Raw genomic sequence first — 254 nt, forward strand, 5'->3', positions numbered from 1 at the left:
AACCTTCGTGCTCCTCCGTTACTCTTTAGGAGGAGACCGCCCCAGTCAAACTACCCACCAGACACTGTCCGCAACCCCGATAAGGGGCCAACGTTAGAACATCAAACATTAAAGGGTGGTATTTCAAGGTCGGCTCCATGCAGACTGGCGTCCACACTTCAAAGCCTCCCACCTATCCTACACATCAAGGCTCAATGTTCAGTGTCAAGCTATAGTAAAGGTTCACGGGGTCTTTCCGTCTTGCCGCGGGTACA

General features: G+C 52.0%; 1 rRNA gene. It reads right to left on the bottom strand.

The window, feature by feature from the left end:
• Window positions 1-252 (bottom strand): 23S ribosomal RNA (locus BGE37_RS24945); the annotation flags it as partial.
• Window positions 253-254 lie beyond the last annotated feature (2 nt).

Source organism: Escherichia sp. MOD1-EC6300 (assembly GCF_002965045.1).
Classification (GTDB): Bacteria; Pseudomonadota; Gammaproteobacteria; order Enterobacterales; family Enterobacteriaceae; genus Escherichia; species Escherichia coli_F.